The organism is Varibaculum cambriense (assembly GCF_022133705.1).
In the GTDB taxonomy this organism is placed as follows: Bacteria; Actinomycetota; Actinomycetes; order Actinomycetales; family Actinomycetaceae; genus Varibaculum; species Varibaculum cambriense_A.
In genome coordinates, this window is sequence record NZ_JAKNHJ010000069.1 from 1 (window position 1) to 212 (window position 212).

The following is a 212-nucleotide window of genomic DNA, read 5'->3' on the forward strand; positions in this document are numbered from 1 at the left end:
TCGTCGGCAATTCGATCTCTCAGGGCGGGGTTAAAACCGGCGACCGTGTTCGCGTGTTCTCCGAGAGCATCCGCGCCGCCGACAGCCTGGTCGAACATATGGCACGCCGCGCCGACGGCAGCGAGGACGACGGCCCGAGCCGCGCGCTCGCCAAGCTTGTCGACGATGTCGCCGACGCGCTGCCGGGAAAGTTCGACGTGTTCGTCGATCGC

Annotated in this window: 1 protein-coding gene; it reads left to right on the forward strand. The window is 67.0% G+C overall.

From position 1 onward, the window contains the following. Positions 1 to 212: hypothetical protein (locus L0M99_RS09800; RefSeq protein ID WP_238128466.1), on the forward strand; the 212-nt coding region annotated here is incomplete at both ends.